A 24,600-nucleotide genomic window follows, 5' to 3' on the forward strand; every position below is an offset into this window, starting at 1 on the left:
AAGCGGCAAGCGTCGTTTAATTATTTACAGTAGAAATACTTTGTTTATTATTAGTCGCGACAATTTGATTACCTGTTTTCTTTCGTTGGGCAATTTCCTCGATAATAAAAGCGAAACGTTGTTCATTGAGCTTATAAAAAAAGCCCATCGTTAGTGCTGCGATAATGGCAAGACCGCAAGGCCATAAAAAAATGAGCTGACGCAAACCAAGCAACGTGGTGTCACTTTGAGCTATGTTGGGGATATAACCGATTTGCGTCAGCATAATACCTGGCAAAAAGCCAGCAAGCGCAGCGGAAATTTTGCGGGAAAAGGTATAACCCGTATACACCGAGCCTTCAGCGCGAATACCCGTTTTCCATTCACCGTAGTCAACCGTATCCGGAACCAGCGCCCAGTTCAGGCTGTTGACGAAAGCGGTACCGAAGAAGGCGATACAAGAGAAAATAACAAAATAAAAGGAGTTATAACCCCAAAAATAATTTAAAACATCGCCCGCGGCCCATAAAAGCATACCTGCTAAATACACGCGTTTCTTGCCAAAGCATTTTACGGTCCAGGGAACTAACAAAACACCAATAATTACACAGCCCATACTAAAAAAACCCATCCAGGATAATAGGTTAATGTCATTTAGTACATATTGGGTATAATAAACCTGAATAGCGAGCTTGATATTAAATGCTGCTAGTGTACACAAATTTGCAATGCATAGAACTAATAGTGGTGGGTTGTGAAAAATTGCACAAAATGATTTGATGATGCTTGCCTTATGTCCCGGCGATGGGGGTTCAATGTAATGTTCTTTGGTTCCTTTATAACATAACATAATAAAAATGAAACCAAAGATAGAGAAAGTTAAGGCTGCATAACCATAACCAATGGTAGTTGTAGAGAATAAAGATTGAAGTGGAATAAAAGCAACCGTACAGATTAATAATCCTATTGTTGCCCCTCCCTGCCGGAAAGCTGCCAGTTGTGCGCGTTCATTTGGATTTTTTGTTATTGCTGGGATCATAGCGCCATATGAACAGTTCATTAGACTGTAAAACAGTCCGAATAACATAAATAGACCGGTAGCAATAGCGGTCTTTATCGGCAGACTAAATGTTGTAGCAATAAACTGAACTGTCGCAATAATTGCTGATGGTACTGCTGCATACAGAATGAAAGGTCTAAATTTCCCTCTGATTCCAATGTTTTTTTGAGAATCGAGAAGAAATCCGGTTAGCATATCTGTAAATGCAGTAAAGAATTTTGCTATGAGGAAAATAACCCCGCCATAATATGCAGGCATTCCTAGCTCATCTGTGTAAAACTTGAGCAAATATAATGTGCCAATGCTTAGCATTAGATTAGAGCCAATATCACCCGCACCGTAAGCGAGTTTTTCTCTCAAGCTTAGTTTTAGCGTTAGCGGATCATGGTCAGGCATAACCACTCCTTACAACGCCCCGAAGGGCATCAGTCATCATTATTGTTAAGCAGTACGTTTACGTGCTTCTATTTCCTCAACGATACGTATGTACATTTTCTCGTTGAGGTTGTAAAAACAGCCCATTGTAATCATGGCCAACACTGCGAGGGCACAAGGATATATGAAGATCAACTGACGTAATCCTTCAACAGTGCTGGTTGATTGCACCACGTTGGGTATGTAGCCAATTTGAGTAAGCATCCATCCGGGAAAAAATCCAGCCAACGCTTGGGACATTTTGCGAAAGAAGGTGAGTCCGGTATAAACCGTCCCTTCGGAACGAACACCTGTACGCCATTCACCATATTCCACTGTGTCCGAGACTAGCGCCCAGTTCAGGCTGTTGACGAATGCTGAACCAAAGAATGCCAGACAGGAGAAGGCCACGAAGCTCACCGAACTGTCGCCGAAGCTGTAGTTAAGCAAATCACCCACGGCCCAAATTAGCAGTCCGCCGATATAGACTTTTTTCTTACCAAAACGGCGTACAGCGGTAGGCATTAAAAATACGCCGATGAAGATACAACCCATACTGAAGAATCCCATATAGGACAACAGAATCGGATCGTTCAGCACGTACTGGGTGTAGTAGACCTGAATCGCCAGTTTGACATTAAATGCCGCAAGGGTGCAAAGGTTGGCGACGCACAGAATAAACAACGGGCGGTTACCGGCGATGGCGCGAAAGGATTGCAAAATTCCTGCTTTTTGTGCGGAATCAGCCTGTTTGACCTCGACATAACGCTCTTTGACACCCGCATAGCAAAGCCACATAAATAGCAGCCCGCATAACGAGAAAAGAGCAGCGGTTACGCCATATTGCAATTGTTGATTGCCTTCAATCAAATTCATTACTGGTACAAAAGCAACGGTGCCAATGAGAAGGCCTAAGGTGGATCCGCCCTGGCGCCAGGCTGCCAGCGAGGCACGTTCATTTGGATTTTTGGTTATAGCTGGCACCATCGCGCCATAAGAGCAGTTCATTAGGCTGTAGCATAATCCATACAGCATAAACAGCAGCGTTGCGACGACCGTTTTGCCCGTAATTTCTAACGGTGTTCCTATAAAGTTGGCTGTAGCCAGCAGTGCTACTGGGAATGAGCCATACAGAACGAACGGGCGAAATTTACCTTTCGGTCCTATTTTTCGCCGCGAGTCGAGCACAATACCAGTGCCCATATCGGCAAATGCGGTAAAGAATTTAGCGATTAAGAAAATAATCCCACCATAGGTTCCCGGAAGACCGAGGACATCTGTGTAGAATTTCAACAAATAGAGTGTGCCAATATCCAGCAGAATATTGGAACCCAGATCGCCTATGCCATAAGCTATTTTTTCTTTAAGCGGCAGGCGTAGCGTTGCCGGATCAGCAGAGGTCTGACTCATTATTTTTCTCCATCTGCCCGCAGGTTTCCCTGCGGGCGAGCCGTATTAGATATTCCGTAAAGAAGCAAAAAGTGAAGCCCACTCGCTCTTCGCGCGATAGAAGACCGGCGGCTTGCCAATGGGCGCATCCACGGTAATTTCACCGCCGTGGTGAACTTCGCCGGTCCAGATATTCACCCAGTGATCTTCCGGCAGGTACAGCGTCCAGTCGCAACGCCCCTGCTCGTGAACCGGCGCGACCAGCAGATCCTGACCGAGCAGATATTGATATTTCAGGGTGTAGGTTGTGGCATCGTTCTCGTAGTGCAGGAATAGCGGACGCATGACCGGCAGACCGGTAGCCGCGTTTTGCGCCACCGCCTGCTTGAGATACGGTTTCAGGGTGGTAAAGACGGTGGTCATGCGGGCAAAGTGGGCAATAGTTTCCGCGTCGCCGTCGAACTGCCAGTTATCGCCGGGGCGGTTGCCTTCATGGGTGCGCATCATCGGCGTAAAGGCGCTGAAATCGCACCAGCGCAGCAGCAACTCTTTGCTGCGTTTCATGTCAAACAGGGTGGTGTAGCCGCCGATATCGCTGTGATGCAGACCATGGCCGGTCATCGCCAGCGACAATGCCGCAGGCACTACAGAGGCCAGACCATCATCAAGGCTCCAGTCAACGTTCTGGTCGCCTGCCCACATCATGGTGGAATATTTCTGACTGCCGGTGTAACCCGCACGCATAAAGAACAGGATCTCGCCGAGTTTGCCGGTCTCCTGTAGCGCTTCGTAGTTACATTTCGCCCACAGCGCAGGCCAGGCGTTATGCATGATCTCGGCGCTGACGCCGTTGTGCAGATACGTGTCGGTCGGCAGATATTCGCCGAAATCCGCCATCCAGCCGCTGCAGCCGAGCGCGATCATGTTCTTTTTGATGACGTCTTTGAACCAGTCGTAAGCTTCAGGATTGGTCAGATCGACCACGCCGCCATAGAATTCGCCAAACTCGACCAGATAGTCGCCGCCCGTGGCGTCTTTCGCCAGATAGCCGTGTTTCGCCGCCTCAGCGCAGAGGTCTTTATCACTGGCGACGTATGGGTTGATATAAGAGAGGAACTGTACGCCTTCTTCTTTCCACTGTTTGATCCGGCTATCCAGCTGTGGATAGTTGTCGCTATTCCACTTCCAGTTCCACATCACGCGCTTGCCAAAGGAGGTCATGCGGATACCGGACCAGTCCTGCGCCCAAATACCGTTCACTTTTACGCCTGCGTTGCGCATGGTATCCAGTTTTTGCTGGCAAACTTCCGTACCGCCCTGAATGCCTAGCGTGACGCCGTTGTAAACCCAGTCCGGCAGCTCCGGCTGGCGGCCTAACAGCGCAGTCAGTTTTTCCAGCAGGGCGATGTAGGTATCGGCACACTCAAAACGCAGCGTAGTTTTATCTTCCCACAGCGCCAGTTCGTGATACTCCGGCGCGCTGAAGTCGAAATTCATATAGCAGCTATTATCGACGTGGCAGTAATACTTCTGCGTGCTGACAAAGGTCGGTTGCGGGAAGAAGGTCCAGTAATAGTCGCCGCCGGCGTTCTCTTTACAGTCTGCCTGCCAGGTGACATAGCTGGTTTTATTACGGCCAACGCCCTGTTCGCTGGTCCACAGCGGGAACGGCTTGCCGCGCAAATCGAAATAAGAGAACTGTTCGCCGCAGCCGTAGATATGGTCGTCTGGATTAGCTGCGAGGCGTAACCAGATACGGTTATGGTGCAGGTCGTCGTTTTGCAGATCCAGCTTCAGGCGTCCCGCCTCATCGGCGGAGATGCGAAGGGTGGCGCTAATTGTTGCGCCACGGCTGAATTGTACCAGCCAGCCGTCAGGTAGCTCGCTGACCGTGGCCTCTGTTAATGCAATCTTCTCGTTAAGTTTGTCTTTGATGCTGAAGTTGCCGCGGAACATGTCAATGTCGGCAACGCCCGCGCCAATCCACAGACAGGGTTTTTCGGCGCTGTGGCGTAAAATCAGGCGCTGGTGGTACGTCAGCGTAAAGCCCTCAATGTTCTTTTCTATCAGGACAGAGGATAAATGCTTACTTTGCGTGCTCATAAAATATTCTCCATGAAATTGAGGAACGCGAGCATACTGATTGTTTATGATTCGTTATTATTCATTAGCCTTAAATAGTTATGCGCTACTCTTGAAGTAGCGCCTGAACAAAGCAAGCACTTATTATTTGCTGGCATCCACTTTACGAATCTCAGCAATTTTTTTGCCTAAAAGTATTTGTAATATTGCCAACAGTACAAATGGTGGTAGAAGCGCAGTAGCCGCTGAAACACCTAATGCACCTTTTATTAACATTGCACCCGAAGCAATTAATAATAAAAATACTAAAACGCGGAATACTTTTACCGAAATACGCTTATGAACATATTGCCCGACTAAGGAACCGAGTATCATGGTAGGGATACAGAAAATAACCAGTTTAAATGTTGAAATTGTTAATATTCCACTGGTTGCCAGGCCGCCGACAACTGCAATGTTGTTTGCCGTAAAGAATGCATTCAGCGTACCGCGAAAAGCGGCTGGGCCAAGGTTACGTAGCATTCCATACATCACAACTGGCGGTCCATTTGTGGAAAAGGCCGCTCCTAGCGCCCCAGCTATCGCCCCTAACGGTGCAGCAATCCAACGTCTGTCATAGATGGGTAGACGGGGAATAAACATACTGTAGAATGAGTAGAGAATAAGAAAACCACCCAATCCTATTTTCATTATGTGATCAGGTAGATAGGAAAGTGCATATAAACCTACCGGAATGCCAAGAAAAGAGAAGCCGATAAGAACGGCAGCCGATCGCCAGTCCGTTTCTTTACGAGATAACCATGTGGCATAAATGGCGGTCGCTGTTCCGACAATAACAGAAAGTGGTGTTGCCATTTTTACAGGTAGCATTAGGGTTATGAGCGGCATGGTAGTCAATCCACCACCAAAGCCAGCACATATTCCTACGAATGTATAAAGAAACATTAAGGCGATAACGGTGTATATAACACCAGGTTCCAACATCACGCCATCAGGTGTAAATAAATTAAAGAAATCCATTATAATTCCTTCATTATCAAATTCTAAAATATTACTTTGACTGTTTTAAGTCAGGGTAATAGGTATCCTGCACAAATAAATACATGAACTATATGCATTCACCACAAATATTAAAAAACAATATATGCTGTTGTTTTGGTTTAAGTAATAGTAAGTCGATCCCAGAATTAAAGGCATTCGGCGGACAACTCATCGGTTCGATAGCTAATCCCCGGCGATTCAACTTTTCGCCACTATAGACCTGAAGCCACGGTTGATCGGAACATAAACTAACAGCCAGTTCCTGTTGATGGTTAATAATTTTCGCCTCCCATCGCTCGCTGTAAGTTTTGAAAGTATGATCAATCCGTTTATCACCAATTTTTTGTTGGATGGAATAGTCCAGATTCAGCTCATCGACGCGTAGTAACGTTGATGAGTTAGACTGTGTATCGAAAGCAAAAACCTCTTTTGCAGGAAGTTGCAGCGTATAATCATCAACAGGTGCTAAGTCACAGGTTAAATAGGGGTGAACACCGACGCCATAAGGTGCTGGTTTATCGCCGATATTTTGGCTAATTATTTCAACGGACAGCCCTGTTGTTGCGTCCAGTGAGTAAATAACCTGCGAAATCAATGCGAATGGGTAGCCATAGCTTGGCGGTAAAAATATGGAGAACGAGGCTTTTGTGGCTGTTAATTCATCAACTTGCCAGTCTCTCCATGCAAGCAAGCCGTGAATAGCGGCGTTAGAGCCATGTTCATTAATCGGCAACTGATACTCATGCCCATCATGCTGATAGATACCATTGGCAATACGATTTGGCCAAGGGATTAATACCTTACCAAGATGAGCAAGAGGCATCTCTTCTGGTTTATGAGGTATAACCAGGTGCTTGCCCTGCCAGGTTAATTCGGCAAGACCGGCACCCACTGAAACTATTTGCGCCCGGTAATCACCTGCAGCGAGTAATATCGTATTCCCACCACTATGCATACATATCACCTTAATATTAGATACCCTTACTAAACAACGGCATATGCAATGTTCATTTGCTGATATGCCGTCGTTACCAGGCTTATTTATTTCGCATTGATATCTAACAAACCTGCTGCTACGGCTGGTGCCAGCCCTGGAGCGAGCGGGATGCGTGGAATTACCAGACAGTGCAGAAGATGGTATATATCCTGCTTACCGTCCCAGACTTTAGTGGTCACCTTGTTGTCAGCATCCAATTCTTGCCACCAGGAACCATTTTCATAGTCCATCAGGTATTTAATGCAGTAATCCCACCATGTTTGATACCAGGTTTCGTATTGACGATCCCCTGTTACGGTATAGAGGGCATAGGCTGTCCCCATCGCTTCTACAATTGGCCAGCGTACACGTTCACGTACAACGGGTTTCCCTTCCCAATCAACGGTATACACAATGCCGTCTGCTCCATCTGGAGCCCAGGCATCACGTACCGTAGCGTGGAACAAACCTTTCGCGTCTTCCAGCAGCCATGCAGGGGGTTGTTCGCATCTGGCTTCCAGTGCTGCGTGGATATGCAGCATTAAGCGACCCCATTCGATCCAATGACCTGGAGTACCGCCAAATGCACGGAAACGGTGTGCTGGATTTTCTTTGTTATAGTCGCGGATAGGATTCCACTGTGAATCGAAATGTTCATTAACACGGTAATGATTATTTCTGGCTACATCATGAATAATGACTGATGCGATTCTGATAGCGCGATCCAGCCATTTTTTGTCATGGGTAACGTCATAAACAATCAGGAACGCTTCGACGGCGTGCATATTGGCGTTACCGCCACGGTAATCTTCGGTTTTGCTAAAGGCTTCGTCCCAGGACTCCAGGCACATCTGCTCTTCTTCACTCCAGAAGTATTTCTCAATCACTTCTATGGTGTAATCCAGCAATTTCCTGGCTTCAGGGTGCCCGGTCGTGACGGCGCTGGCCGCGCCCAGCAAGGCGAAGAAGTGTTGATAACCCTGTTTAGAGGCATCCACCACGCCCTGATCGTTAACGCAGGCATACCAGCCGCCGTATTTTTTATCGCGCAGCGCGCCGTTCATGGCTTTGATGCCGTGATCAACCAGATCATAAGCGCCCGGTCGGCCCATCGACGCCGCCACGGAATAAACGTGCAACATACGCGCCGTGATCCAAAGATGGGTGCCCATCTCTTCTTTAATTTGCCCTTTATTTCCCAGCCAGCCGAAGCCTGTCGGCACCACGGCGTTTTTACCGAAATTAAAGATGCGGTCGGTTTCCTGCTCCAGCCAGCGGTTGTGGCTCAATGTGTTAAACCATTTCATTCTTTCATCCTCGTATTAGCGGCGACAAGCCATCATTTCATCGACAATGTCACCTAAACGTTGCAATTTAGGCGCGGAAACATCACGTAGCATCAGCTCGGTATCCGGTAGACCAATCACTGATGACCAGACCGCGCGTCCCGCCAGGAACCCGGATGCGCCAGCTTCCATGGCGACCCTGACTGCGCGAGGGAACAGTTTTTCGTCCACACCGGAAGAGAGGATGACCCACGGCATATTGATATGCCCATTCAGGCGTTGTGAGGCGGTAAGAAGATCGGAACGCGCGCCTTTGCCGTAGAGCGGCATTTCAACTTTGTAAAGATCAGCGCCGCTGTCGCCCAGCTCTTTGGCCGCATCGATAATCGCCTGCTCGCGATCGAACTTGTCGCCGCAGCGCGGCGGACGTACAACCGGTTCGATAATGCTCAGCAAACCATTGGAGTGGCATAATTCATTGAATTCTTTGACCATATCCAGACGCTGCTGCGCGTCTTCGTCGCTGCGCCACAGCACCAACAGTTTTAAGGCTTTCGCGCCATCCCGTTTTACCGCCTGCGCATTAATTTTTTTATCAATGACCACGTTATCAACGGGAATACCGTTGCCCGGGATGAAATCATCCGCCGCGACGATCATGGCGCAGCTTTTAGCGACCGCGTTTTGTTCTACGGCCTGGCGATAACAGAACTGCTGATCCAGCAGAACGGCAGAGGCATACGGGGAAAGAATTTTCGCCGCATTCACTTTGAAATCCGTCAGCACGCTATCGGCAACGGGTGTTTTCGCACCAGCAGCAGCAAACATTAAACGCATCGCCTCGCGCTGATCGACAGCCAGCATGGCAAACCCGCCGGACGCTCGCGTAATGTCTTTGATGGTGTAGTTGTTCATTCAATTTTCCTTTATACAGTCGTTACTTTTTTACGTTGGCGGTCAGCCCGGCGCTGATGCGCACCTGTTCCAGGATGGCGCTCCAGTCTTCCCGACCGCGGCCTGCGGCCCGCGCCAGGTTATAAACTTCACGGGAGGCGGCGCCGAGCGGCATCGGTACGTGCAGTTGATTGGCGACATCCAACGCGATGCCAAGATCTTTGTGCGCCAGATCGATCATGAAGGCGGGAGACAGATCTCCTTTCATCACTTTATTCGGCCAGGTGGTGGTGAAATGCCCTTTGCCTGCGGCAGTGCCGCTCATCACTTTTAAAGCCACGTCGAAGGAAAGCCCCAGCGCTTCACACAGCACGGCGGCTTCGGCGGAGAGCGCATTTAGCGCAATACTCATGTAGTTGTTGATCAGTTTTACGCGAATACCCATTCCCGGGCCGCCGGTGTTGACCAGCTCATTACCCATCGCCATCAGAACAGGGGTAGCACGCTCTACTTGCTCCGCCGTACCGCCTGCCAGCAGCAACAATGTGCCGGTAATCGCGTTGTCGGATGTCCGGCCTACCGGCACATCCATCATGCTGAACCCTTTGCTCTGCATGTCGGCAATCAGCTTATCGGTTTGCAACGGATGAATAGTGGACATATCAATGACCAGCGCTTCACGGGAAAGGGTTTCACAAACGCCTTGCTCGCCAAACAAAACGGAACGAACCAGATCGCCGTTCGGGAGCATGGTGATAACAAATTCAGCGCCGATGGTTGCCTGAGCCGGGCTGCTTGCAGGTTGCGCGCCTTTGTCTACCAGACGCTGTACGGCGTCGGGATTAACATCGAAGACGCTGAGTTGATGGCCCTGCTTTAGCAGATTGCTCGCCATAGGGGAGCCCATCTGTCCCAACCCGATAAATGCTATAACTGCCATATCGTTCTCCTGAACACGGTGGTGTCATTTTTTGTCATTAATGAGCATTTTTCTGTCTGTTTGTGATCGTATTTGTAATTTATAGTCAAAAAATTGACAGCCGTCACTTTTTAAACATTTCGTGAAATTAAAATGAGCACATCGAAAATGCTTGAGGAATGACCATGGTTCGTATTGCTTGTGTAGGTATTACCGTGATGGATCGCATCTATTACGTGGAAGGATTACCGACAGAAGGGGGTAAATATGTGGCGAAGCGCTATACGGAAGTGGGCGGCGGGCCTGCGGCGACCGCTGCCGTGGCTGCGGCGAAATTGGGCGCGCAGGTGGACTTTATTGGCCGTGTGGGCGATGACGACACCGGAAACAGCCTGCTGGCGGAACTGGAATCCCTGGGGGTAAATACCCGCTATACCCGCCGCTACACGCAGGCCATGTCGTCGCAGTCAGCGATTATGGTGGATGCCAAAGGAGAGCGGATTATCGTTAATTATCCCAGCCCGGATTTATTACCTGACGCCGACTGGCTTAACGAGATCGATTTTTCGCAGTGGGATGTGGTGTTGGCGGATGTGCGCTGGCATGACGGCGCAAAACAGGCGTTTACGCTGGCGCGTCAGGCTGGCGTCATGACTGTTCTTGATGGCGATATTACGCCGCAGGATATTAGCGAGCTGGTGGCGTTAAGCGACCACGCCGCCTTCTCCGAGCCAGGGCTGGCACGCCTGACGGGGATGAGCGAAGCCATTGATGCGCTAAAAAAAGCACAAATGCTCACAAATGGACATGTCTATGTCACGCGAGGCAGTGAAGGCTGCAACTGGTTGGAAAAAGCGGCGGTGCGCCACCAACCGGGTTTTACCGTGGAGGTGGTGGATACTACCGGCGCGGGTGATGTTTTTCATGGCGCACTGGCATTTGGCCTGGCAAGCGGATACGCCATCGAAGAGGCTGTCAGATTCGCCAGCGGCGTTGCCGCGCTGAAGTGTACGCGCCCGGGTGGCCGGGCGGGTATCCCTGATTGTGAGCAAACCCGATCTTTCTTGTCACTTTTTGTATAATATGAGCAGTAGGAAGCTTTTAGAGGAATGCTCATGAGTCTTACCGAACTGACCGGTAATCCGCGACACGATCGGCTGTTAATGCTTATTGATGAGCGCGGCTATATGAATATCGATGAGTTAGCCAGTTTGTTGGAGGTCTCTACCCAGACGGTTCGCCGCGATATTCGTAAATTAAGCGAGCAGGGGCTGATTACGCGTCATCATGGCGGCGCCGGCAGAGCGTCCAGTGTGGTCAATACCGCCTTTGAGCAGCGAGAGGTCTCCTGGACGCAAGAGAAAAAAGCTATTGCGGAAGCCGTGGCTGACTATATTCCGGATGGCTCCACGATATTTATCACGATTGGAACGACGGTTGAGCAGGTGGCGCGCGCGCTGCTCAACCATAATCATCTGCGCATTATCACCAATAGCCTGCGCGTCGCGCACATTCTTTATAATAACCCTCGCTTTGAAGTGATGGTGCCTGGCGGCACGCTGCGCCCGCATAATAGCGGCATTATCGGGCCATCCGCGGCGGCGTTTGTGGCGGGGTTCCGGGCGGACTATCTCGTCACCAGCGTAGGCGCGATAGAGAGCGATGGCGCGTTACTGGAGTTTGATGTCAACGAAGCCAGCGTAGTGAAAACCATGATGGCCCACTCGCGACATATTCTGCTGGCCGCCGATCATACGAAATACCATGCTTCTGCGGCGGTTGAGATCGGCAATGTGTCACAGATTACCGCTCTGTTTACGGACGAGTATCCCGGTCCGGCATTACAGAATTTACTTCAATCCCAGCAAATCGAAGTGGTTCAGGTGAGTCCTTCGCTGGACGACGCCGTTTCAGCGTGACAAGCGCCCTTGCGCCGGATGGTCGCGTCAGCGCTTTATCCAGCCAATAAAACGGCGCTGTGATGCAGGCGATATTGAACATCGTCTGCGTTTCTATTGTCTTTTTGTTAATTGATTTATAAAGGGATACATAGTCAAACTTCTCCTTTCCCGCTACAGTTATTCATCCCCGGTTAGCAAGGAGAATGACATGCTCTACATCTTTGATTTAGGTAATGTGATTGTCGACATCGACTTTAACCGCGTATTAGGTGTGTGGAGCGATCTGAGTCGAGTACCGCTGGCTTCGCTGAAGCAAAAATTTACGATGGGCGAGACTTTTCACCAACATGAACGCGGTGAGATAACGGACGAAGCGTTTGCTGAAGCTTTCTGTCATGAAATGGCGTTATCGCTCAGTTATGAACAATTTGCGCACGGCTGGCAGGCGGTATTTGTCGGATTACGGCCCGAAGTGATTGCTATCATGCATAAACTGCGCGAGCAGGGGCATCGCGTGGTGGTGCTATCCAATACTAACCGACTGCATACCCACTTCTGGCCGGAGGAATACCCGGAGGTGCGCGCTGCCGCCGACCATATCTATTTATCGCAGGATTTGGGAATGCGTAAGCCGGAAGCGCGTATTTATCAGCACGTCCTGCAGAAAGAAGGTTTTTCCGCTGCCGATGCGGTCTTTTTCGACGACAATGCCGATAATATAGAAGGGGCCAACCAGTTGGGGATCACCAGCATTCTGGTGAAGGATAAAGCCACCATCCCTGACTATTTCGCGAAGCTGTTATGCTAAAAACCGTTCACCAAAAAGCTGGACGCCATACGCGCCCTGTTCGGGCCTGGCTCAAGCTATTATGGCAGCGTATCGATGAGGATAATATGACGACTCTGGCGGGAAATCTCGCTTATGTCTCATTACTCTCCTTAGTACCGCTTATTGCCGTCGTTTTTGCCCTTTTCGCTGCTTTTCCAATGTTTTCTGATGTCAGCATTCAGTTACGCCATTTTATTTTTGCTAACTTTATGCCAGCCACCGGAGACGTGATTCAGCGCTATATTGAGCAGTTTGTCGCTAACTCCAACAAAATGACGGCGGTGGGCGCCTGTGGACTGATTGTGACGGCATTGCTGTTGATGTACGCCATTGATAGCGCCTTAAACACTATCTGGCGCAGCAAACGCACACGGCCAAAAGTGTACTCTTTTGCGGTGTACTGGATGATCCTCACGCTCGGCCCGCTTCTCGCTGGCGCCAGCCTGGCGATCAGCTCCTACCTGCTTTCTTTACGCTGGGCCAGCGATCTGAATACGGTCATCGACAATGTATTGCGCATCCTTCCGCTGCTGCTCTCGTGGATCTCATTCTGGTTACTTTACAGTATTGTCCCAACAACTCGCGTACCGAACCGTGACGCCCTTGTCGGCGCGTTTGTCGCAGCGTTGCTGTTCGAGGCCGGAAAGAAAGGTTTCGCGCTTTATATCACCATGTTCCCGTCATATCAGCTCATTTATGGCGTACTGGCAGTGATCCCTATCCTGTTTGTCTGGGTATACTGGACCTGGTGTATAGTCTTGCTTGGCGCAGAAATAACTGTCACTCTCGGGGAATACCGAAAACTCAAACAAGCCGCAGAACAAGAAGCTGACCAACCATGATTGCATTAATTCAACGCGTAACCCGTGCCAGCGTCACCGTGGAGGACGAGGTGACGGGTGAAATCGGCCCAGGACTTTTGGTGTTATTGGGTGTCGAAAAAGAAGATGACGAACAAAAAGCGAATCGTCTGTGCGAGCGCGTGCTGGGATACCGTATCTTCAGCGATGCTGACGGCAAGATGAATCTGAATGTACAACAGGCTGGCGGCAGCGTGCTGGTGGTGTCGCAGTTTACGCTGGCGGCAGATACCGAGCGCGGTATGCGACCAAGCTTTTCCGGCGGGGCTGCGCCGGATCGCGCGCAGGCGCTTTATGAATATTTTGTCGAACGCTGCCGCCAGCAGGCGATAAACACGCAAACCGGACGCTTCGCTGCCGATATGCAGGTTGAGCTGGTTAATGACGGTCCCGTGACATTCTGGCTCCAGGTATGAGTCAGCTTCCGGCGTGGCCGCGGATAACAAGAGAGAGTACGGCTATGTATCACCTTCGAGTTCCGCAAACAGAAGAAGAATTAGAACGTTACTACCAGTTTCGCTGGGAGATGCTGCGTAAACCGCTGCACCAGCCGAAAGGGTCGGAACGGGATGGCTGGGATGCGTTGGCGCACCATCAAATGGTGGTGGACGAAGAAGGAAATTTAGTTGCAGTGGGCCGCCTTTATATCAATGCAGATAACGAGGCGTCTATCCGTTTTATGGCTGTACATCCCTCGGTACAGGATAAAGGGCTGGGGACATTAATGGCGATGACCCTGGAGTCTGTTGCCCGCCAGGAAGGCGTTAAGCGCGTCACCTGCAGCGCGCGCGAAGATGCGGTTGAGTTCTTTGCCAAACTCGGATTTGTCAATCAGGGGGAGATTACTACGCCCACAACCACGCCAATCCGCCATTTTCTAATGATTAAACCGGTAGCATCGCTGGATGATATCCTGCATCGCGGCGACTGGTGCGGGCAGCTTCAGCAGGCCTGGTATGAACACATTCCATTGAGTGAAAAGATGGGGGTGCGCATTCAGCAGTACACCGGGCAGAAATTTATCACCACGATGCCGGAAACCGGTAATCAAAATCCGCATCACACGGTGTTTGCCGGCAGCCTGTTCTCCCTGGCGACGCTGACCGGATGGGGACTTATCTGGCTGATGCTCCGTGAACGCCATCTTGGCGGGACGATTATTCTTGCTGACGCCCATATTCGCTACAGTAAACCCATTAGCGGAAAGCCAAACGCCGTGGCTGATTTGGGGTCGCTAAGCGGTGATTTGGACAGGCTGGCGCGGGGTAAAAAAGCGCGTGTCCAGTTGCAGGTTGAACTGTTGGGCGGCGAGACCGCCGGAGCAATTTTCGAAGGCATTTATATCGTACTACCTGCGAAACCGTTCGGCCCGTATGAAGAGGGCGGGAATGAGGAGGAGTAGCTGGACATATCCAACTACTCGATGAAGGCATCCGCTGGTAGTTTAAAGCGTTGTGTAAGCGCTTTAATATGATTAACCGTTAGTGCTCTGCGGCCATTTAAGATGTTGCTGACGTTCGATTTAGAACCAAGTTCGTTGGCAAGATCTGCTGCTTTGAGACCGTATTGATCCATGAGCGTTCGCAATACTGAAACGCCAGGGGGCGTTTTCTCCAGGTGTTGGTTGAGTGCTTTGAATTCCGGCGCATGTTTTTCGTATTCACTGATTCGGGCACAGAGCAATTCAAATAGTGGGTTTTCAAGATCGTCGTGGTCGACCAGAAACTCCACTAGCGCTAGTGCCCTGCGATACTCATTGTCATTTCGGTCTTCCCCCATCAGTGGGACGGTTTTTACCGCATCGCTGAAGGTATCAACGATCTTTTTTGCGCTGGTTGCATCCATCTGACGATGAGTTCTCATTCTTTATTACCCCGATAATATGCAGTCAGTTTGTCATATTCGGCATGGGAAACGATATGTTTCACAAATATCTTATGTAACCTGAAATCTATGTAGGAAATGAGTCTCAGGCTGTTACCAGAAACATCAATCACCCACCATTTATCTCTGTACTTAAAATTATCCAGTGAAGGAATATACCGCTTCATCTCTTCAGGCTGAGTGAATGTTTTTTTCTCCAGAACATTCAGCAACTCAGTGAGAGCAAGCTCATGGTTTGGATACATGAGCATCGCTTCATTGAACGGTTTTCGGCTGATAACATGCACAATGTAGTTCCATTACAAAGTTTTCAACCTGAAAACAATTTAGCGCAACGTTATCCAGTTTTCAAGTTGAAAACAAAATTGAATTTTAGGTCATTTTGCCTGTTGATGGACTTACAACACGCCAGGCCACATCTCGCATGGCGCTTCGTGCCGCCTGGCTCACGCCTCCGAGCTGGAAAAAGCCATGAATGACACCGAGATAGCGCTGGCAAGTACACGCCACGCCCTGGTCGTTCAGACGGTGATATAGCGCTTCGCCTTCATCACGCAGTGGGTCGAACTCTGCGGTGAGGATATGCACCGGCGGTAAACCGGCAAAATCTTCACGCCATATCGGACTGGCTTCCGGGTGACGGAGGTCGGTACCGTGGAGATACATTTCGAAGCCTGATAGTAGTGTGTCGCGGGTGATGATGTAGTCTTGCCCGTTGCTGGCATAGCTGGGGAAACTGGCGGTAGCGTCAAGCATCGGGTAGATCAACAGCAGCTTCGCCGGAGACCAGTGGGCGGTGGATTTCAGGCGTAGCGCGCTGACCAATGCCAAATGCCCGCCTGCGCTGTCGCCAGCAAGCGTGATACGTTCACGATCGATGCCTAACTGCTCCGCGTATTGATGGACGATATTGGCCCCGCGTTCAGCGTCGTCATGAGCCGCAGGGAAGGTGTGCTCTGGCGCAAGGCGATACTGAATGGCAATCACCTTACAGCCGCTTTTCCAGGCCAGCTGCCGTAGCTGGGGGTCATGAGTCAGAAAGCCGCCGCTAACAAAACAGCCGCCGTGATAGTAGAGGATACAGGGTAGAGAACCGGATGCGTTTGGCGGCGAAACGACGCGAAATGTCATCCCTTCCAGCACGATATCTTCCGAACTCACCCGAATTTCTTTCTCACCCGCCAGCGTTGTGCTGGCAATATAGCCCGCTCTCCGGTCATCAATATTCTGCTCTCGTGAAGAGGGACGGCCCGCGGCGATAAACCCAGCGACCAGTTCGGCAATTCCTTTTTCCAGTGGCATATAACGCTCCTTTGACTGTATGTATGTACAGTTTATAACCTGGTTCGTTGGGGATGGAAAGTGGTGAAACGAGGGGATGATGATTCTGGATAGAGGTTCGCAAAAAATGGAATGCGGTTGGCGCTGGGTTTTTAATTTTTGTACTGTGAAATGATGATGCTATACGCCATTGACGTATAGATTATTTTCACTACTATAAGCCAATGGCGTATGGAATATGCAATTTATAGAAACGGAACTCTTTACTGAAGATGTTAAAAAACTGCTCGATGATGATGAATACCATAAGCTTCCGGTTTTTATGGCTCAGCATCCAGATTGTGGTGATGTCATTCAGGAAACGGGCGGCCTGAGAAAAATGCGCTGGGGATCGCGAGGCAAAGGAAAGCGTAGTGGCGTGCGAATTATCTATTTTCACCGTAGTCAACGGTATGAGATTCGCTTGCTTCTGATTTATCAAAAAGGCATTAAAGATGATCTCACGCCGCAGGAAAAAGCGGTGCTTCGTATGCTGAATGAGAGGTGGTAGATGGATAAAGTGTTATTTGAGCGATTAACTCAAAGTATGTCTCAAATGAATGAAATCATTGAAGGGACCCGTGAACCTTCTCGTACCTTTCATATTGATGCCATGAAGATTAAAGAAATACGGCAGGCATCTGGGTTGTCGCAATCTAAGTTTGCAGAGCTGATTTCGGTCAACGTGGATACGCTGCGCAACTGGGAGCAAGGAAGACGTTCACCGACAGGGCCAGCCAAAGCGTTACTTCGCGCCATTGCCAACGACCCGAGAAACGTTATACAAGCATTGCGTTATTGAGCAATGATCCGGCTAACGTAGATTGCTAGCCGGTATACCAGAGAACTTATTCCCCTTCCCCCGGGAACAGGAACGGGTTGATGGAACTGCGGGCGAAGCCCTCCTGTTCCATGCGCGCGTCCAGCACCAGCGAGGCGAGGTCGTCGGCCACGGCTTCCACTTTCGGGTCTTTTTCCTGATAGAGAATCTTCAGGTAAGTCCCGCAATCGCCGCAGCTTTCGGCTTTCACCGCAGCCTGCTCATTTTCCAGCGACCAGTAGTGTAAGTCGCGGCTCTGTTCGCAGTTACTGCATTTTACGCGCACGACATGCCATTCGGTTTCGCACAGGTTACAGTGCAGATAACGCAGCCCCTGCGTGGTGCCGATCTGCACCATGCTGGAGACCGGCATCGAACCGCACACCGGGCAATACTGGCGCGCTTCACCGTATTCCGCGCGGGCTTTGCCTGGAATCAAGCTGGCCATTTGCGCCCAGTAAAGGGAGAGCGCGGCCCAGATAAACGGGGCTTTATCGCTGCTGACGGAGGCAAAATCCGAGGCAAACAGCGCGCTGGCCATCTGCTCCAGCTCCTGCTCGGAGGCTTTCTCCAGGTTCTCAATCACCGCCAGCGCGGGGCCGCTCATCTCGGGTTTTAGCTCGGCAATCAACGAATGCAGCAGTTTTTGCCAGTGCTTATCACGCGGCAACACGTGGATATCCAGCGGCGGCTTGCCCTGGTCGTTCGCTTCTTTAATACGTGCGGTCAGATCCATCTCCAGCGGATGATCGTACAGCACCACTTCCTGCGCGTGCGCGATAAGCGCGGCAAAGCGCAGGTAATCGCCCAGCGGGTTATTTTCAGCCAGCTCGCGCAGACGTTCGGCGCGGCGGTTGTAGACGTTTTTGAGTCGGGGGAACAATAACGGCGGAATCATATCCGCCGTACGTTTCTCGCTCGACCCCAGCTCATCTTGCGGGATTATGCGAATACTCATTCAGTTTCTTTTTCCGTTGTCTTGCGGACTTCTCGGTACCAGCGTGGGTGATGTTTCTTCGCCCACGACCGGGTTACCCAGCCTTCCACCATCGCGGTAATGGTGCCTTTCACCCAAAGGGCGGCGTAGATATGCACCATGATAACCACAATTAACGCTACTGCGGCAAAAGAATGCAACATTAACGCGAATCGGATCACCGGGATTGAGAAAGCAGGCGCAAAGTACGGACGCCAGATAATTACCCCGCTCACCAGCAGCAGCACCAGGAAGATAATCGCCGCCCAGAATACGCATTTCTGGCCGAAGTTATAACGCCCGGTGTCACCCACTTCCTCGTTGACGACGATCTTACGAATATTCTTCGCCCAAAAGATATCATCCCGATTGATTAGATTGTGGTGCCAATAACGGAAAAACATGATGATGAACGAGGCAAACATAACCACGCCCACAAACGGGTGCAGAATTCGCGCCAGTTGTGGGGTGCCCAGGATATGCATCAACCAGTTGAAGGATGGGAATAAAAAGCCCAGCCCGCTCACCGCCGCCAGCACGAAGCAGAAGGCGACGATCCAGTGGTTGATGCGTTCCGGCGCTGTATAGCGCACGATGGTGTCACGTCGTTTCATTTGCGCACCTCGTCTTTCTCTTCATGCAGGTTGTCATCTTCCTCTTCCGCGCGGTTCGGACCGACGCCGACATAGTGGAAGACGCTGGCGGCAAAGGTCGCGGCAAAACCGAACGCGGCGAGCGGTTTCCAGACGCCTTTCCAGAACTTAACGGTTTCGCTGATTTCCGGGTTTTCCGGCAGACCGTGATACAGATTCGGCTTGTCGGCATGATGCAGCACGTACATGACATGCGTACCGCCTACGCCCGCCGGATCGTACAGACCCGCGTTGTCATAACCACGGGTTTTTAGTTCCGCCACCCGCTCGCCCGCCAGCGTTTTCATATCCTCTTTCGAGCCAAAATGAATGGCGCCGGTTGGACAGGTCTTCACGCAGGCCGGTTCCTGGCCGACCACCACACGGTCAACGCACAGCGTACATTTATAGACGCGGTTGTCTTCCGGGTTGAGGCGCGGCACGTTGAACGGGCAGCCAGCGATACAGTAGCCGCAGCCGATACACTGCTCGGACTGGAAGTCGACAATACCGTTAGCGTACTGAATGATTGCCCCTTCCGCCGGACAGGCCTTCAGGCAGCCGGGATCGGCGCAGTGCATACAGCCATCCTTACGGATCAGCCACTCCAGTTTGTCGTTCTGTTCCACTTCCGAGAAGCGCATTACCGTCCAGGATTTCGCGGTCAAATCAGCCGGGTTGTCATACACCCCGACGTTATTGCCCACTTCATCACGGATGTCGTTCCACTCGGAGCACGCCACCTGACACGCTTTACAGCCGATACAGGTGGTGACGTCGATGAGTTTCGCCACCTCTTCCTGGTGGTCCCGCGCCTGGGGCGCGGGGGTGAAACCGTTAGTGGCGGAACGACGAATGATGTCTTGCGATTGATAAGCCATAGGTCGTCTCCGTTACACCTTTTCCACGTTCACAAGGAAGGATTTAAACTCCGGCGTTTGCGTGTTCGCATCACCGACGAAAGGCGTTAACGTATTGGCGATAAAGCCTTTTTTCGCCACGCCTTCGTAGCCCCAGTGAATAGGAATACCGATGGTATCGATATCCTTGCCGTCCGCTTTCAGCGTGCGAATACGCTTGGTCACCACTGCTTTGGCTTTGATATAGCCGCGGTTCGAGGAGACCTTCACGGTATCGCCATGCGCGATACCGAGCTTATTCGCCAGCTTCTCGCCAATTTCCACAAACTGTTCCGGCTGGGCGATAGCGTTAAGCAACGCGTGCTTGGTCCAGTAGTGGAAGTGCTCGGTCAGACGGTAAGTGGTTCCGACATACGGGAACTTATCCGCTTTACCCAGCGCGTCGGCATCGTCTTTAAAGATACGGGCGGCAGGGTTAGAGATAACGTTCGGGTGCAGCGGGTTAGTGCCCAGCGGCGTTTCAAACGGCTCGTAGTGTTCCGGGAACGGCCCTTCCGCCATCTTATCGATAGCAAACAGGCGGCCCATCCCTTCCGGCTGCATGATAAACGGTCCGACGTCGCTGCCGGGCGCGGCGGCGCTGTAGTCCGGAATATCCCATCCGGCCCATTTTCCGCCTTCCCATTTCAGTAGCTGACGTTTCGGGTCCCAGGGATTACCCTGCGGATCGGCGGAGGCGCGGTTATAGAGGATGCGGCGGTTGAGCGGCCACGCCCAGGCCCAGCCCAGCGTGTTGCCGAGACCAGACGGGTCGGCGTTATCACGACGCGCCATCATATTGCCTTCCGGCGTCCAGCTACCGGCGAAAATCCAGCAGCCGCTGGACGTCGTACCGTCATCGCGCAGTTGCGCGAACGAACTGAGTTGTTGGCCTTTCTTCACCACCACCGCGCCGGTTGCCGGGTCGATAAGATCGGCCAGCGCTTTACCGTTACTTTCCATCGCCACTTCTTCAGAGGCGGGTTCGTATGGTTTGGTGTAGTTCCAGGTCATATTCAGTACCTGTTCCGGGTTGGCGCCGCCCTGTTCAGAGTACATCTTACGCAGGCGTAAGAAGATACCGGCGAGGATTTCGCCGTCGGTCATGGCAATTCCCGGGGCGTCCGCGCCCTTCCAGTGCCACTGTAACCAGCGACCGGAGTTAACGATGGAACCATTTTCCTCGGCAAAACAGGTGGAAGGCAGACGGAACACTTCGGTCTGGATTTTTGCGGGATCAACGTCGTTCGACTCACCGTGGTTTTGCCAGAAGGTGGACGTTTCGGTGTTGAGCGGATCGATAGTCACCAGGTACTTCAGTTTGGAAAGCGACGCGACCACTTTGTTTTTGTTCGGGAATGAGGCCACCGGGTTAAAGCCCTGGCAGATATAGCCGTTGACCTTGCCCTGTTTCATCATCTCGAAGTACTGCAACACGTCGTAGCCTTTGTCCCACTTCGGTAGCCAGTCGAAGCCCCAGCTATTTTCCGCTGTCGCTTTATCACCAAAGAAGGCCTTCATCATTGAGACGAAGAATTTCGGATAGTTGCCCCAGTAGTTGACCTGATCCTTCAACAATGGCTTCGGCGTATTGGCAGCCAGATAGGTTTGCAGGTCGGTCTGTTTTTCGCTCGGCAGCGTCAGGTAGCCCGGCAGACTTTGCGACAGCAGTCCTAAGTCGGTCAGTCCCTGAATATTGGAGTGACCGCGCAGGGCGTTAACGCCGCCGCCCGCCATCCCCATGTTACCGAGCAGAAGCTGGATCATTGCCATAGTACGGATGTTCTGCGCGCCGATGGAATGCTGCGTCCAGCCCAGCGCGTACAGGAACGACGCGGTTTTATCTTTTGCGCTGGTTTCTGCAATGTACTCGCACACTTTCAGGAAGTCCGCTTTCGGCGTACCGCAGATATTTTCTACCACGTCCGGCGTATAGCGTGAGACATGCTGTTTCAACAGATTCCAGACACAGCGCGGGTGTTGCAGTGTCGTATCGCGTTTGGCAAAACCGTTTTCGTCCAGCTCATAGTGCCAACTGGTTTTATCGTACTGCCGCTTGTCTGCGTCATAGCCGGTGAACAGACCATCATCGAAGCCAAAATCTTCACGCACGATCAGGCTGGCATTGGTATAGGCCTCGGTGTATTCACGGTTGTATTTTTCGTTGGTCAGCAGATACAGCATCACGCCTGACAAGAAGGCAATGTCAGTACCAGAGCGTATTGGCGCATAGAAATCGGCCACCGACGCGGTACGCGTAAAGCGCGGATCGATCACAATCAGCTTCGCGCCGTTGTGAATTTTGGCTTCCATCGCCCAGCGGAACCCGACCGGGTGAGCTTCTGCGGCGTTACCGCCCATCACCACGACGAGGTTGGCGTTCTTGATGTCGACCCAGTGGTTGGTCATCGCACCGCGACCAAATGTTGGAGCAAGACTTGCTACCGTTGGTCCGTGTCAGACACGCGCCTGGTTGTCGACCGCGAGCATACCCAGCGCGCGGGAGAATTTTTGCGTTAAATAACCCGTCTCGTTACTGGATGCGGAAGCGCACAGCATCCCAGTGGTGAGCCAGCGGTTAACGGTAACGCCTTCGGCGTTCTGCGCCTGATAGTTGGCGTCGCGATCTTCCTTCATCAGTTTAGCGATGCGGTCAAACGCTTCTTCCCAACTGATCTGTTGCCACTTATCTGAGCCCGGCGCGCGGTATTGCGGGAATTTCAGGCGGCTTTCAGAGTGGATAAAGTCCACCAGACCGGCCCCTTTCGGGCACAGCGCGCCACGGCTTACCGGATGATCCGGGTCCCCTTCGATATGGAAAATAGATGCTTTGGCGTTTTTCGCACCGTCGCCGAGGCTGTACATCAACAGCCCGCAGCCAACGGAACAGTAGGTGCAGGTGTTACGGGTTTCGCGGGTGCGCAGCAGTTTATATTGCCGTGTTTCCGCTAGCGCTACGCCGGGCGCGAAGCCCAGTGCCGCCGCCGTGGTGCCTGCCATACCGCCAGCGCAGATCTTAAAGAACTGCCTTCTGCTGACCTGCATGGTTTGCTCCTTGTTTCGACATTGTCACTTCTCTTTCACATTTCTCTATCCGAAACGCTCAGGGAGTGGTTGTTATTTTTCTTTGCGGACGGGCCCGCAAAGGTTCAGAATTGGATAAATTTTCCTCCATCCGGGAGGAGTTGTAACAGAATACCATAATGTTGGTGTGCGTGTTCTTATATGGTTAAAAGAAAGTGAACAATATACTGTCTGAAGAAGTCCTAAATGTGACTGATTTCACAACCTCACGCCAGTTGACTCTCTGGAAACGCGAGGATTTGCAGTCCCCCCAACTTGATGATGTTGCCGAGGAAGTGCCAGTGGCACTGGTGTATAACGGTATTTCGCATGTCGTTATGATGGCCTCTCCGAAAGATCTGACGCATTTCGCAATGGGGTTTTCTCTGTCGGAAGGGATCATTGACAGCCCGCGTGAAATCTATGGCATGGACGTTGTGCCGTCCTGTAACGGACTTGAAGTGCAGATTGATCTTTCCAGCCGTCGATTTATGGGGCTGAAAGCGCGTCGTCGCGCGCTGGCCGGACGCACCGGTTGCGGCGTGTGTGGCGTGGAACAGCTCAATGACATTGGTAAGCCGGTGCAACCGCTGCCGTTTAGCCAAACGTTTAATCTCGGTAACCTTGATCGCGCGTTAAAACATCTGAATGATTTTCAACCGACGGGTAAGCTGACGGGTTGTACGCACGCTGCGGCGTGGGTCATGCCGTCGGGTGAACTGGCGGGGGGCCATGAAGATGTCGGACGCCACGTTGCGCTGGATAAACTGCTCGGCCGCCGCGCTACGGAAGGTGAGGAATGGCGGCAAGGCGCGGCGCTGGTTTCCAGTCGTGCGAGTTACGAAATGGTGCAGAAGTCGGCGATGTGCGGTGTGGAAATTTTGTTTGCGGTTTCTGCTGCTACCACGCTCGCGGTTGACGTCGCTGAACGGTGTAATCTTACGCTGGTGGGGTTCTGTAAGCCGGGTCGGGCGACGATTTATACCCATCCGCAGCGGTTAATCGCAGACTAAAATAGTACCCTCTACATTTGCGTAAAATATATATTTTCTCAATTTTACAGCCTCTCTTGATAACGGAATCACGTATACACGTATAGTGGCGAGGCCATACAGGTTTTAATCGTTTTTATGCTGGACCGCAGCTTATTCCAGCCATTCACGAGGCGCTTGCTACCCGGTAATACTTCGAACGAAAAAAGCGCCCCTGGGGCGCTCTTTCGGCAGTCGCTAACGACTTATTTGCTCAGTTCAGCGGTCATATGCACGCGATTTGCAGCGTGAAAAGCTTAGAACTCACGGGTGATGCTGCCAACTTACTGATTTAGTGTATGATGGTGTTTTTGAGGTGCTCCAGTGGCTTCTGTTTCTATCAGC

Annotated in this window: 24 protein-coding genes; 9 read left to right on the forward strand and 15 right to left on the reverse strand. The window is 51.3% G+C overall.

The window, feature by feature from the left end:
* Positions 1-16: 16 nt before the first annotated feature.
* From ACLJPQ_RS21850 to yihU, 8 genes are all read right to left on the reverse strand, one after another.
* Complete coding sequence (locus tag ACLJPQ_RS21850) at positions 17-1,435, reverse strand: MFS transporter (protein ID WP_001112785.1); 1,419 nt, start codon at positions 1,433-1,435, stop codon at positions 17-19.
* Between the two features lie 45 nt (positions 1,436-1,480).
* Positions 1,481-2,863, reverse strand: a complete 1,383-nt coding sequence (locus ACLJPQ_RS21855; RefSeq protein WP_000084233.1) for an MFS transporter — start codon at positions 2,861-2,863, stop codon at positions 1,481-1,483.
* 45 nt (positions 2,864-2,908) lie between these two features.
* Complete coding sequence (locus ACLJPQ_RS21860; RefSeq protein ID WP_076933418.1) at positions 2,909-4,945, reverse strand: alpha-glucosidase; 2,037 nt, start codon at positions 4,943-4,945, stop codon at positions 2,909-2,911.
* 123 nt (positions 4,946-5,068) lie between these two features.
* Entirely contained in the window at positions 5,069-5,944 is an 876-nt protein-coding gene (locus ACLJPQ_RS21865) for a sulfite exporter TauE/SafE family protein (protein WP_000345334.1), read from the reverse strand.
* A gap of 88 nt (positions 5,945-6,032) precedes the next feature.
* Positions 6,033-6,935 carry an aldose-1-epimerase gene (locus tag ACLJPQ_RS21870; RefSeq protein ID WP_024131638.1) on the reverse strand — a complete coding sequence of 301 codons (903 nt, stop codon included), beginning with the start codon at positions 6,933-6,935 and terminating at the stop codon, positions 6,033-6,035.
* 71 nt (positions 6,936-7,006) lie between these two features.
* Positions 7,007-8,248, reverse strand: a complete 1,242-nt coding sequence (gene yihS / locus ACLJPQ_RS21875) for a sulfoquinovose isomerase (protein WP_000870940.1) — start codon at positions 8,246-8,248, stop codon at positions 7,007-7,009.
* 15 nt (positions 8,249-8,263) lie between these two features.
* Complete coding sequence (yihT, locus tag ACLJPQ_RS21880; RefSeq protein WP_001067412.1) at positions 8,264-9,142, reverse strand: sulfofructosephosphate aldolase; 879 nt, start codon at positions 9,140-9,142, stop codon at positions 8,264-8,266.
* Positions 9,143-9,164: 22 nt separating this feature from the next.
* Positions 9,165-10,061, reverse strand: coding sequence for a sulfolactaldehyde 3-reductase (gene yihU / locus ACLJPQ_RS21885; RefSeq protein WP_000268248.1), 897 nt, complete (start codon positions 10,059-10,061; stop codon positions 9,165-9,167).
* A 164-nt stretch (positions 10,062-10,225) separates the two neighbouring features.
* Between yihU and ACLJPQ_RS21890 the strand changes: the two genes are divergently transcribed.
* From ACLJPQ_RS21890 to fabY, 6 genes are all read left to right on the forward strand, one after another.
* On the forward strand, positions 10,226-11,122 hold the full coding sequence (locus tag ACLJPQ_RS21890; protein ID WP_001805206.1) for a sugar kinase: 897 nt from the start codon (positions 10,226-10,228) through the stop codon (positions 11,120-11,122).
* A 33-nt stretch (positions 11,123-11,155) separates the two neighbouring features.
* Positions 11,156-11,959, forward strand: a complete 804-nt coding sequence (locus tag ACLJPQ_RS21895) for a DeoR/GlpR family DNA-binding transcription regulator (RefSeq protein WP_000059693.1) — start codon at positions 11,156-11,158, stop codon at positions 11,957-11,959.
* A gap of 190 nt (positions 11,960-12,149) precedes the next feature.
* Positions 12,150-12,749 (forward strand): glucose-1-phosphatase, encoded by a 600-nt coding sequence (yihX, locus tag ACLJPQ_RS21900; RefSeq protein ID WP_000965695.1) that lies wholly within the window; start codon positions 12,150-12,152, stop codon positions 12,747-12,749.
* Positions 12,743-13,612, forward strand: coding sequence for a virulence factor BrkB family protein (locus ACLJPQ_RS21905; protein WP_023203606.1), 870 nt, complete (start codon positions 12,743-12,745; stop codon positions 13,610-13,612). The genes yihX and ACLJPQ_RS21905 overlap by 7 nt, the downstream gene beginning before the upstream one ends.
* Entirely contained in the window at positions 13,609-14,046 is a 438-nt protein-coding gene (gene dtd, locus ACLJPQ_RS21910; RefSeq protein WP_000560969.1) for a D-aminoacyl-tRNA deacylase, read from the forward strand. Before ACLJPQ_RS21905 ends, dtd begins: the two co-directional genes overlap by 4 nt.
* 44 nt (positions 14,047-14,090) lie before the next feature.
* Entirely contained in the window at positions 14,091-15,032 is a 942-nt protein-coding gene (gene fabY / locus ACLJPQ_RS21915) for a fatty acid biosynthesis protein FabY (RefSeq protein WP_001518251.1), read from the forward strand.
* Between the two features lie 14 nt (positions 15,033-15,046).
* Here the strand turns inward: fabY and ACLJPQ_RS21920 are convergent, their stop codons facing one another.
* The 3 genes from ACLJPQ_RS21920 to ACLJPQ_RS21930 form a co-directional block, all read right to left on the reverse strand.
* Positions 15,047-15,493, reverse strand: coding sequence for a type II toxin-antitoxin system HigA family antitoxin (locus ACLJPQ_RS21920; protein ID WP_001259011.1), 447 nt, complete (start codon positions 15,491-15,493; stop codon positions 15,047-15,049).
* Positions 15,490-15,801, reverse strand: a complete 312-nt coding sequence (locus tag ACLJPQ_RS21925; protein ID WP_000558166.1) for a type II toxin-antitoxin system HigB family toxin — start codon at positions 15,799-15,801, stop codon at positions 15,490-15,492. Before ACLJPQ_RS21925 ends, ACLJPQ_RS21920 begins: the two co-directional genes overlap by 4 nt.
* A gap of 85 nt (positions 15,802-15,886) precedes the next feature.
* A complete protein-coding gene (locus tag ACLJPQ_RS21930) occupies positions 15,887-16,816 on the reverse strand; it encodes an alpha/beta hydrolase (protein ID WP_080185075.1) in 930 nt (309 codons plus the stop codon).
* A gap of 217 nt (positions 16,817-17,033) precedes the next feature.
* Between ACLJPQ_RS21930 and ACLJPQ_RS21935 the strand changes: the two genes are divergently transcribed.
* A complete protein-coding gene (locus ACLJPQ_RS21935; RefSeq protein WP_058821286.1) occupies positions 17,034-17,345 on the forward strand; it encodes a hypothetical protein in 312 nt (103 codons plus the stop codon).
* Positions 17,346-17,636: a helix-turn-helix domain-containing protein gene (locus tag ACLJPQ_RS21940; RefSeq protein WP_000362050.1), complete on the forward strand. Its 291-nt coding sequence runs from the start codon at positions 17,346-17,348 to the stop codon at positions 17,634-17,636.
* Between the two features lie 46 nt (positions 17,637-17,682).
* Here the strand turns inward: ACLJPQ_RS21940 and fdhE are convergent, their stop codons facing one another.
* Genes fdhE through fdnG form a run of 4 tightly spaced genes read right to left on the reverse strand, consistent with a single transcriptional unit; the run spans position 17,683 to position 23,206 of the window.
* Entirely contained in the window at positions 17,683-18,612 is a 930-nt protein-coding gene (fdhE, locus tag ACLJPQ_RS21945) for a formate dehydrogenase accessory protein FdhE (protein WP_000027730.1), read from the reverse strand.
* Entirely contained in the window at positions 18,609-19,244 is a 636-nt protein-coding gene (gene fdoI, locus ACLJPQ_RS21950; protein WP_000829025.1) for a formate dehydrogenase cytochrome b556 subunit, read from the reverse strand. Before fdoI ends, fdhE begins: the two co-directional genes overlap by 4 nt.
* A complete protein-coding gene (gene fdxH, locus ACLJPQ_RS21955) occupies positions 19,241-20,143 on the reverse strand; it encodes a formate dehydrogenase subunit beta (protein WP_000331364.1) in 903 nt (300 codons plus the stop codon). Before fdxH ends, fdoI begins: the two co-directional genes overlap by 4 nt.
* A gap of 12 nt (positions 20,144-20,155) precedes the next feature.
* Entirely contained in the window at positions 20,156-23,206 is a 3,051-nt protein-coding gene (gene fdnG, locus ACLJPQ_RS21960) for a formate dehydrogenase-N subunit alpha (protein ID WP_077248424.1), read from the reverse strand.
* 194 nt (positions 23,207-23,400) lie between these two features.
* On the opposite strand from fdnG, the gene fdhD reads away from it, so the two are divergent.
* On the forward strand, positions 23,401-24,237 hold the full coding sequence (gene fdhD, locus ACLJPQ_RS21965) for a formate dehydrogenase accessory sulfurtransferase FdhD (protein WP_001059743.1): 837 nt from the start codon (positions 23,401-23,403) through the stop codon (positions 24,235-24,237).
* Positions 24,238-24,600 lie beyond the last annotated feature (363 nt).

The organism is Salmonella sp. SAL04213, from assembly GCF_046550535.1.
GTDB classification, from domain to species: domain Bacteria; phylum Pseudomonadota; class Gammaproteobacteria; order Enterobacterales; family Enterobacteriaceae; genus Salmonella; species Salmonella enterica.

Excerpts from the sequence above, each read along its gene's own strand:
- ACLJPQ_RS21865 (WP_000345334.1), bottom strand. The coding sequence starts at position 5,944 with ATGGATTTCTTTAATTTATTTACACCTGATGGCGTGATGTTGGAACCT.
- ACLJPQ_RS21855 (WP_000084233.1), bottom strand. The coding sequence starts at position 2,863 with ATGAGTCAGACCTCTGCTGATCCGGCAACGCTACGCCTGCCGCTTAAA.
- ACLJPQ_RS21940 (WP_000362050.1), top strand. The coding sequence starts at position 17,346 with ATGGATAAAGTGTTATTTGAGCGATTAACTCAAAGTATGTCTCAAATG.
- ACLJPQ_RS21930 (WP_080185075.1), bottom strand. The coding sequence starts at position 16,816 with ATGCCACTGGAAAAAGGAATTGCCGAACTGGTCGCTGGGTTTATCGCC.
- fdoI (WP_000829025.1), bottom strand. The coding sequence starts at position 19,244 with ATGAAACGACGTGACACCATCGTGCGCTATACAGCGCCGGAACGCATC.
- fabY (WP_001518251.1), top strand. The coding sequence starts at position 14,091 with ATGTATCACCTTCGAGTTCCGCAAACAGAAGAAGAATTAGAACGTTAC.
- yihX (WP_000965695.1), top strand. The coding sequence starts at position 12,150 with ATGCTCTACATCTTTGATTTAGGTAATGTGATTGTCGACATCGACTTT.
- fdxH (WP_000331364.1), bottom strand. The coding sequence starts at position 20,143 with ATGGCTTATCAATCGCAAGACATCATTCGTCGTTCCGCCACTAACGGT.
- ACLJPQ_RS21890 (WP_001805206.1), top strand. The coding sequence starts at position 10,226 with ATGGTTCGTATTGCTTGTGTAGGTATTACCGTGATGGATCGCATCTAT.
- ACLJPQ_RS21935 (WP_058821286.1), top strand. The coding sequence starts at position 17,034 with ATGCAATTTATAGAAACGGAACTCTTTACTGAAGATGTTAAAAAACTG.
- yihU (WP_000268248.1), bottom strand. The coding sequence starts at position 10,061 with ATGGCAGTTATAGCATTTATCGGGTTGGGACAGATGGGCTCCCCTATG.
- dtd (WP_000560969.1), top strand. The coding sequence starts at position 13,609 with ATGATTGCATTAATTCAACGCGTAACCCGTGCCAGCGTCACCGTGGAG.
- ACLJPQ_RS21850 (WP_001112785.1), bottom strand. The coding sequence starts at position 1,435 with ATGCCTGACCATGATCCGCTAACGCTAAAACTAAGCTTGAGAGAAAAA.
- ACLJPQ_RS21895 (WP_000059693.1), top strand. The coding sequence starts at position 11,156 with ATGAGTCTTACCGAACTGACCGGTAATCCGCGACACGATCGGCTGTTA.
- fdhE (WP_000027730.1), bottom strand. The coding sequence starts at position 18,612 with ATGAGTATTCGCATAATCCCGCAAGATGAGCTGGGGTCGAGCGAGAAA.
- ACLJPQ_RS21905 (WP_023203606.1), top strand. The coding sequence starts at position 12,743 with ATGCTAAAAACCGTTCACCAAAAAGCTGGACGCCATACGCGCCCTGTT.
- ACLJPQ_RS21860 (WP_076933418.1), bottom strand. The coding sequence starts at position 4,945 with ATGAGCACGCAAAGTAAGCATTTATCCTCTGTCCTGATAGAAAAGAAC.
- ACLJPQ_RS21920 (WP_001259011.1), bottom strand. The coding sequence starts at position 15,493 with ATGAGAACTCATCGTCAGATGGATGCAACCAGCGCAAAAAAGATCGTT.
- yihT (WP_001067412.1), bottom strand. The coding sequence starts at position 9,142 with ATGAACAACTACACCATCAAAGACATTACGCGAGCGTCCGGCGGGTTT.
- yihS (WP_000870940.1), bottom strand. The coding sequence starts at position 8,248 with ATGAAATGGTTTAACACATTGAGCCACAACCGCTGGCTGGAGCAGGAA.